The following is a 7,103-nucleotide window of genomic DNA, read 5'->3' as shown; positions in this document are numbered from 1 at the left end:
CCCTCCCGCTTGCAGGAGCAATCCGCCGTGAAGCTCTTGCGGAACTTGAAGGCCGACGGCAGCGCGGTGTAGGCGCGATTGCCCTTGATGGTGGCGGCGTATTTCAGGGCTTCGTCGCCGTGCGGCATCGAGTAGGCGACCGCCTCCGTGCCGGGGCAGAGCGCCTGGCACATCTCGTCGGCCCCGCCGCGCCCGTCGGGCAGGTTCGCCATCGGGAAGTACGACCCGTCGCAGGTCTTCACGCAGATCACCTGCACGCCGCCGCGGGCGGTCTGATTGCCGGCCGTCTGTCCCTCCTGCCCATCCCCCGGGGTCAGGCCGGTGCAGGCATTCGACACGGCGGCGACGAGCTGCCGACGGCGGGCGGCCACCACCTCGCCGTCGCCCCCGCCATAGGTGGCGTTGAGCGAGCGGATCCGCGCTTCGACGGCGCCGCATTGCGGGGGACGCGTGTCGAAGAACAGGAACTTGCCGCCCTCGCAGTTGAGGCTGCGATAGTAGGCCTCGAGGCGCGCGACCTCGCTCTGGAGCGCCGACGCCGTGGAGGCGCTGGCGTTGAGATTGGCGAGTTCCGTCCGGTAGCGCTGGCAGGCCCACACGTCGGGCGCAGCGACGGCCGGCGCCGCCCGAGCGAGGGCGAGCGCGGCGAGCACGACGCCGAGTGCGCGGCGAAACTGCGGTCCGATCATCGGCATGGTGCGGATGCTGGGGATCTCGGGCAGGGGTCGCGGGGGTTCACAGCAGGATGCCGGGCCGCGCGAAGCGGCACAAGCGATCCCCGACATGTGTTAAAGCCCCTCGCCCTTTCGGGACAGAGACACCATGTCTCTGCGGCCGAGCTTTGAGGGGATTGCGTCGATGATGTGGCTCACGGGCACCAATGGGAATGGCGGCCGGCGCGCGGTGGCCGGCCTCGCCGCGGGCGTCGCCGTCTGCCTGGCTTTGGCGGCCCCGGCCGCAGCGCAGGAGCCCGACCGGATCTTCGACAAGTCGACGGTCTGGCGCCCGCTGACCCCGAACGACAAGCTCGTGGTCTACGGCATCGACGACCCGGCGGTGGCCGGGATCGCCTGCTGGTACACCCAGCCCGAGAAGGGCGGCATCAAGGGCACGTTCGGGCTGGCGGAGGATGTCTCGGACATCTCGCTCGCCTGCCGGCAGGTCGGCCCGGTCCAGTTCAAGGACAAGATGAAGCAGGGCGAGGTGGTGTTCAGCGAGCGCCGCTCGCTGATCTTCAAGTCGATGCAGATCGTCCGCGGCTGCGACGTCAAGCGCAACACGCTGATCTACATGGTCTATTCCGACAAGGTGATCCAGGGCTCGCCCAAGAACTCGACCTCCGCCGTGCCGCTCGCCCCGTGGGGAATCGAGCCGCCGCCGAAATGCGCGGATTTCCTGAAATAGGCGAACGGGGATCACGCGTAGTGCCAGCGGCACTGAGCGATTTCGAGCGTCTGCTCGGTGCCCGTTCCACCGACGCGGTAGACCAGACGGTGCGAGCCGGTGATGCGGCGCGACCACCACCCCTTCAGATTGCCCTTCAAGGGCTCGGGCTTGCCGAGTCCCGCGAAGGGTGAGCGGGAGGCGTCCTTGATGAGGTCGTTGAGGCGCCTCAGAACGGCGGGATCCGTCGCTTGCCAGTGGAGGTAATCCGCCCAAGCCTGATCGGACCAGAGCAGCCTCACTCCTCGATCAGGGGACGCTCCGTGCCCCCGCCCGCATCGAGCTGGCTCACGCTCGCCATCAGGCGGGCGGCGTTGGCCGGCGTGCCGAGCAGATGCATCGTCTCGCGCAGGCTCTCCAGCTCGGCGAGGGGGATGATCGCAAGGTCTTCGCGGTTCCGGCGGGACACGACGAGCTCGACCCGGTCGCTCTCGACCCGGTCGAGATGCTCGGCCAGGTTACGCCGCAGCTCCGTGAAACCGACAGAACCCATGGGCTCACACCGATCCTGTACCGCTTCCTGTACAGATTGATAGTGGCCGGACAAGGCCGCTGCAAGCGGTGCACGAAGGTCCGGGGGAGGGTATCAATCCTGACAGGTGATGCGCAGCGGGCGCGGGGCGCTCTTCACCGGGGCGGCGTCGCCGATGGCACCGGTATACTCGTCCTGCGCGGCGACGCCGTAATTGGCGGCGCTGGCGAAGCCTTGCGACTCGCACCAGGCGTTGGCAACGACCTGTCCGCACTCGCTCGGACCGCCGCTCAGGCACTCGCCGACGCCGTAGCCGTCCTCGGCCGGGATCAGGAACGTCTTCTCGACGGGCTTGCGCGCCGCGGCGGGCTCACTGCCGGCGCTCGCCGGCAGGGCGGCGCTGGCGAGAACGAGAGCGAGAAGGGCGACGGTCGGACGGCGCATGGTGAAGACCTTGTGAACGGGTTCGTTCGAGTGCGGAGTGTTCGGACGGCGCAGTAAACAAACCCTTGCCGGTCCGGATCACGGTCGATTGAGAAGCGGCACGTCCGCCGCCCTTCTCGAATTCATCACCGTTTTGGGGTAGCCCAACCGCGTGGCGGCGACCGTCGCGGCGAGGCAACAGCGGCGGGCGGCGGCCCGGGCGAGACTGTGGCGGCGCCGCGGCCCGGCACCGCCCGGCGGCGAGCGGAAAGTGCTGCGCCGCAACGACAAACGACGAGGGCGGCAGCCGCCGCAGGGGAGGCCGGGCGAGCCCGGCAGGAACGCAGTCGATGACGCCGATGTTGCGCCTCTACAACACGCTGACCCGCGAGAAGGCGGCCTTCGCCCCGATCGATCCGGCGAACGTGCGGATCTATGCCTGCGGGCCGACGGTCTACGACGCGGCGCATATCGGCAACGCCCGGCCGATCATCGTCTTCGACCTGCTGTTCCGGCTGCTGCGCCACCTCTACGGCGAGGCGCACGTCACCTACGCCCGCAACGTCACGGACGTGGACGACAAGATCAACGCCCGCGCGCTCGAGCGCGGCATCACCATCCGCGAGCTCACCGACGGCACGCTGGCGCAGTTCCACCGGGACATCCGCGACCTCGGCGTGCTGATGGCCGACGACGTGAACCGGGCCGGCGCGCCGGCGCGCTTCATCGAGCCGCGGGCCACCGACCACATCGCGGAGATGCACCGGCTGATCGAGGGGCTGGTCGCGGCCGGCCACGCCTACGTGGCGGAGGGGCACGTCCTCTTCGACGTGCCCTCCATGCCGGATTACGGCGCGCTCTCGAAGCGCCCGCTGGACGAGATGGAGGCGGGCGCCCGGGTCGAGGTCGCGCCCTACAAGCGCTCACCCCTCGACTTCGTGCTGTGGAAACCCTCGAAGGACGGGGAGCCCTCCTGGCCCTCGCCCGCCGGGATCGCGGCGCCGGGCCGGCCGGGCTGGCACATCGAGTGCTCGGCCATGTCGTGGAAGCACCTGGGCGAAACCTTCGACATCCATGCCGGCGGCATCGACCTAATCTTCCCCCACCACGAGAACGAGGTGGCCCAATCCCGCTGCTGCTTCGGCACCGACGTGATGGCCAACGTCTGGCTCCACAACGGCTTCCTTCAGGTCGAGGGAGAGAAGATGTCGAAGTCGCTCGGCAACTTCATCACCATCCGCCAGGTGCTCGACGACTGGCCGGGCGAGGTGGTGCGCCTCAACATGCTGAAGACCCACTACCGCCAGCCGATCGATTGGACCCTGCGCGGTCTGGAGGAATCGAGCCGGATGCTGGACCGCTGGTACGAGGCGGCCGGCGAGGCGGCGCCGGGCGCCTCGGTGCCCGAGGGCGTGGTCGAGGCGCTCGGCGACGACCTGAACACGCCGGCCGCGATCGGCGAGCTGCACCGGCTCGCCGGCAGCGACGCCGGAGCGCTCAAGGCCGGCGCGGGGTTGATGGGCTTCCTGCCGCACACCGCGTCGGAGCGGGAGGCCGCGCGGGTTGGCGCGGCGGGGATCGACGTGGCGCGCGTCGAAGCGCTGATCGCCGAGCGCAAGGCGGCCCGCGCCGCCAAGGACTGGGCCGCCTCCGACCGGGTGCGCGATGCGCTCACCGCCCTGGGTGTCAGCGTGAAGGACAACAAGGACGGCACCACCACCTGGACGGTGGCGGGCTGAAGCGTCAGCCCGTCAACCGCTCCAGCCACCCGCCGCCATGGGCGAAGGAGCGCCCGCTCAGCCGGCGCAGCGCTTCCTCCGTCGGCACGAGCGGGTGCTCGGCATAGACCTGCGCGATCTCCTCGGCGGTGTTGGGGAGCCGGGAGAACTCCTCAACAATCGCGTCGTGGTTGGTCTTGAGCGTGCGCGAGGACGGGTCGAGCCCGGTGACGACGACGAGACCGGTCGGCGGGGCATCCACCAGCATCACGTCGAGATCGGGCCGGTAGCGCTTCAGGATCGGCACGATCTTCCAGACGTCGCCGGTCCACCAGCCCTCGAACGGAGTTCCCCGCGCGCGGATGTCGGCCTGCATCGGGTCGCGGTCGGCCATCGGCGCGGCCACCGGCAGGCAGTCGTGCATCACGATGATCGAGTCGCGCCGGCAGATCGCCTCGGTGTTGAAGAAGTCGCGCAGCAGGAACTCGAACAGGTGCATGCCGTCGAGGAAGGCGAGGTCGATCCGCCCGCCGATGTCGCGGCGCAGGTTCAGATGCGCGAAGAACACGTCGCTCATCACCTGAAACAACGAGACCTTGACCTTGTTGGCCGCGACGTTGGTCCGGAGTCGGAATTCCGGATCGACGGCGACGCCGTGGCGGCAGGCGATGCCCGAAAAGATGTCGCCGAAGGCGACGCCGATCTCCAGGTAGCGCCGGACGGCGGCGTTGCGGGAAAGCTTGGCCAGCACGCTCGCGTAGTACTCGCCCCGGTGCTCGCCGGCGATGGTCTGTCCGGGCTCGGTCGAAGCCGTCATCAGAAGCGCTTCTCGATCAGTTCGTCCGCCATCGGCGCGGGCTCGGTGCGGGCCAGGACCTCGCGCAGGGTGTCCAGCACGCGGTCGGGATCCTCGCCGACGAGGTAGTTCAGATCGAGGCCCTCGCGGATGAAGCCGTGGCCGCGCATATGGTCGATCAGGGTGATGAGCGGATCCCAGAAGCCGTTCACCGAGAGCAGCAGGATCGGCTTGCGGTGCTGGCCGAGCTGCGCCCAGGTGAGCTGCTCGACCAGCTCCTCCAGCGTGCCGATGCCGCCGGGCAGGGCGACGAAGGCGTCGGCCCGGTCGAACATCAGCCGCTTGCGGGTGTGCATGTCGGAGACGACGACGGTCTCTTGCACCGCATCGAGCATGCGCTCGCGCGACTTCAGGAAGTCCGGGATGATGCCGGTGACGTAGCCGCCCGCATCGAGCGTCGCGCTCGCGACGGTGCCCATCAGGCCGACATTGCCGCCGCCGTAGACGAGCTTGACGCCCGCGCGGGCGAGCGCGGTACCGAGCCGGCGGGCGGCGTCGGCGAAGGCCGGATCGCCGCCGAAGCCGGAGCCGCAATAGACGCAGACGGAGGTCAGCGGCGCCATCACGCGTCTCCTCGACGGCGGCGGACCGCATCCGGGCATCGGATCAGGCGCGCGTCCAAGCCGAAGAATGCTGAGTTCACGCGGGAAAAGTGGGTACGCGCGCGTTCGAGCTTTGGTGTTCTTCTCATGTTCGTTAATATGTCACCGGATTTAGACGGGTTGTCGACAATCGGCGGCACGATGTGCGCGCCCGCGGCGGCCCGAGGCGTGCGGGAGTGTTCGGCCATGACGGCTGAGGTGCGGCGAAGCCTCGTCCTCGCGGCAGCGGGGCTGCTCGGCGGCTTCGCCATGGTGGTCGCGTTGTTCGGGACCGGGGAGCTTCTCAAGCGCAACGCGACGGTCAACCCTTCTGCCGAGACACCGGCCGCGCCGGACGGACCGTCGGCCGGGGCGGAGACCGGCGACCGTGCGGGCAAGGAACCCTCGACGGACTCTCCTCATGCCGCCCTCGGAGCCCTCTCGCAAGGGGGGACCGGGCCGGGACAGCCGGCCGCGCCCGACGCGACGCCGCGCGGGGACGACGGAACGCCGAGCTTCGACATCGTCCGCGTCGAGCCCGACGGGGCGAGCGTCATCGCGGGACGCGCGGCGCCCGACAGCCGCATCGAGCTCCTGCGCGACGGCAAGCCCTTCGCCACGGCTTGGGCCGACGCCTCCGGCCAGTTCGCCCTGACGCCGCCGGACCTGCCGCCGGGCACGAGCGAGATCGCCCTGCGTGCCACCGGCCCCGACGGCAAGCCGCTGCCGGGGCGCGAGAGCGTGACCGTAGTGGTGGCGGAGAAGCGCGATGCCAAGCCGCTGATCGCCCTGAGCGCGCCCGACGTGCCGACGCGGGTGCTGTCGCAGCCGGATGCGCCCGACGCCTCCGGCAAGCCGCCGGCCGCCGCCTTCGCCGCGACGCCCGGCAACGCCGCGCCCGCGCCGGGCGGGACCGAGGGATCGCGGGAGGCCGGCAAGCCGGCCGGCGAGAGCCGGTCGGCCGCGGTCAAGCCGAGCCGCGGGTCCGACAAGCCGGCCGGCAAGGCGCCGGCCGAGGCGGGCGCCATCCGCATCGTCAGCGTGGATGCGCAGGAGGGCGGGCGCCTCGACGTCACCGGTCAGGCGACGGCGTGGAGCAGCCTGCGCCTCTACCTCAACGACACCATGGTGGCCTCGGGGCGGTCCGGGGCCGACGGGCGGGTCGCCTTCACGATCGGGCGCGGGGTGAAGCCGGGCGCCTACCGCATCCGGATCGATTCCGTCGATCCCGCGGGCGGCAAGGTGAAGTCCCGCGCGGAGGTGGCCTTCGCCTATCCCGACAGCGTGCCGCCGACGCGCTACGCGGAGACCGGCCCGGCCGCCGCGGCGAAGCCCGAGGGCACGTCGCCGCCGACCCCGAAGGGACAGCCGGGCCGGGAGCGGGCGGCGGTCGAACCCCGCACGACCGCCCCGGAGCAGCCCGGAACGAGTCGCCCGACCCCAGCGGCGAAGACCAAATCCGCGGAAGCGAAATCGGCGGAGATCGGCCCGGCGCCGAGCCTCGCGGCGGCCGGACTCTACCGGGGCTTGAGCGACCTCAAGGAGGCGGATCGCCCGGTGGCCGCCGGCACGCCCGCCCTGGCCGCGTCCTCGGGCGCCAGGGCGGGCGT

At 70.7% G+C, this 7,103-nt stretch carries 9 protein-coding genes; 3 read left to right on the top strand and 6 right to left on the bottom strand.

What is annotated here, in order from left to right:
- On the bottom strand, positions 1–785 hold a 785-nt coding region (locus tag MFF42_RS08410; RefSeq protein WP_238255328.1), incomplete at its 3' end, for a DUF2865 domain-containing protein.
- A 73-nt stretch (positions 786–858) separates the two neighbouring features.
- Here MFF42_RS08410 and MFF42_RS08405 point away from each other — a divergent pair.
- Positions 859–1,404, top strand: a complete 546-nt coding sequence (locus MFF42_RS08405) for a CreA family protein (protein ID WP_238255327.1) — start codon at positions 859–861, stop codon at positions 1,402–1,404.
- Between the two features lie 11 nt (positions 1,405–1,415).
- On the opposite strand, the gene MFF42_RS08400 is transcribed toward MFF42_RS08405, so the two are convergent.
- The 3 genes from MFF42_RS08400 to MFF42_RS08390 form a co-directional block, all read right to left on the bottom strand.
- Complete coding sequence (locus MFF42_RS08400) at positions 1,416–1,685, bottom strand: Txe/YoeB family addiction module toxin (RefSeq protein WP_238255326.1); 270 nt, start codon at positions 1,683–1,685, stop codon at positions 1,416–1,418.
- The gene (locus MFF42_RS08395; protein ID WP_238255325.1) at positions 1,682–1,936 is read right to left on the bottom strand and encodes a type II toxin-antitoxin system Phd/YefM family antitoxin; all 255 of its coding nucleotides are present in this window, start codon (positions 1,934–1,936) and stop codon (positions 1,682–1,684) included. The genes MFF42_RS08400 and MFF42_RS08395 overlap by 4 nt, the downstream gene beginning before the upstream one ends.
- A 93-nt stretch (positions 1,937–2,029) precedes the next feature.
- The gene (locus MFF42_RS08390) at positions 2,030–2,359 is read right to left on the bottom strand and encodes a hypothetical protein (RefSeq protein WP_238255324.1); all 330 of its coding nucleotides are present in this window, start codon (positions 2,357–2,359) and stop codon (positions 2,030–2,032) included.
- A gap of 329 nt (positions 2,360–2,688) precedes the next feature.
- On the opposite strand from MFF42_RS08390, the gene cysS reads away from it, so the two are divergent.
- Entirely contained in the window at positions 2,689–4,077 is a 1,389-nt protein-coding gene (gene cysS / locus MFF42_RS08385) for a cysteine--tRNA ligase (protein WP_238255323.1), read from the top strand.
- A gap of 4 nt (positions 4,078–4,081) precedes the next feature.
- Here the strand turns inward: cysS and MFF42_RS08380 are convergent, their stop codons facing one another.
- Positions 4,082–4,873, bottom strand: coding sequence for a class I SAM-dependent methyltransferase (locus MFF42_RS08380; RefSeq protein ID WP_238255322.1), 792 nt, complete (start codon positions 4,871–4,873; stop codon positions 4,082–4,084).
- Positions 4,873–5,475, bottom strand: a complete 603-nt coding sequence (locus MFF42_RS08375) for an LOG family protein (RefSeq protein WP_238255321.1) — start codon at positions 5,473–5,475, stop codon at positions 4,873–4,875. Before MFF42_RS08375 ends, MFF42_RS08380 begins: the two co-directional genes overlap by 1 nt.
- 225 nt (positions 5,476–5,700) lie before the next feature.
- Here MFF42_RS08375 and MFF42_RS08370 point away from each other — a divergent pair.
- A partial coding sequence (locus MFF42_RS08370; protein WP_238255320.1) for a peptidoglycan-binding protein LysM occupies positions 5,701–7,103 on the top strand: 1,403 nt, incomplete at its 3' end.

Source organism: Methylorubrum podarium (genome assembly GCF_022179745.1).
Taxonomy (GTDB): Bacteria; Pseudomonadota; Alphaproteobacteria; order Rhizobiales; family Beijerinckiaceae; genus Methylobacterium; species Methylobacterium podarium.
The sequence above is the reverse complement of the archived record's forward strand: the minus strand, read 5'-3'. Positions and strand labels throughout refer to the sequence as shown.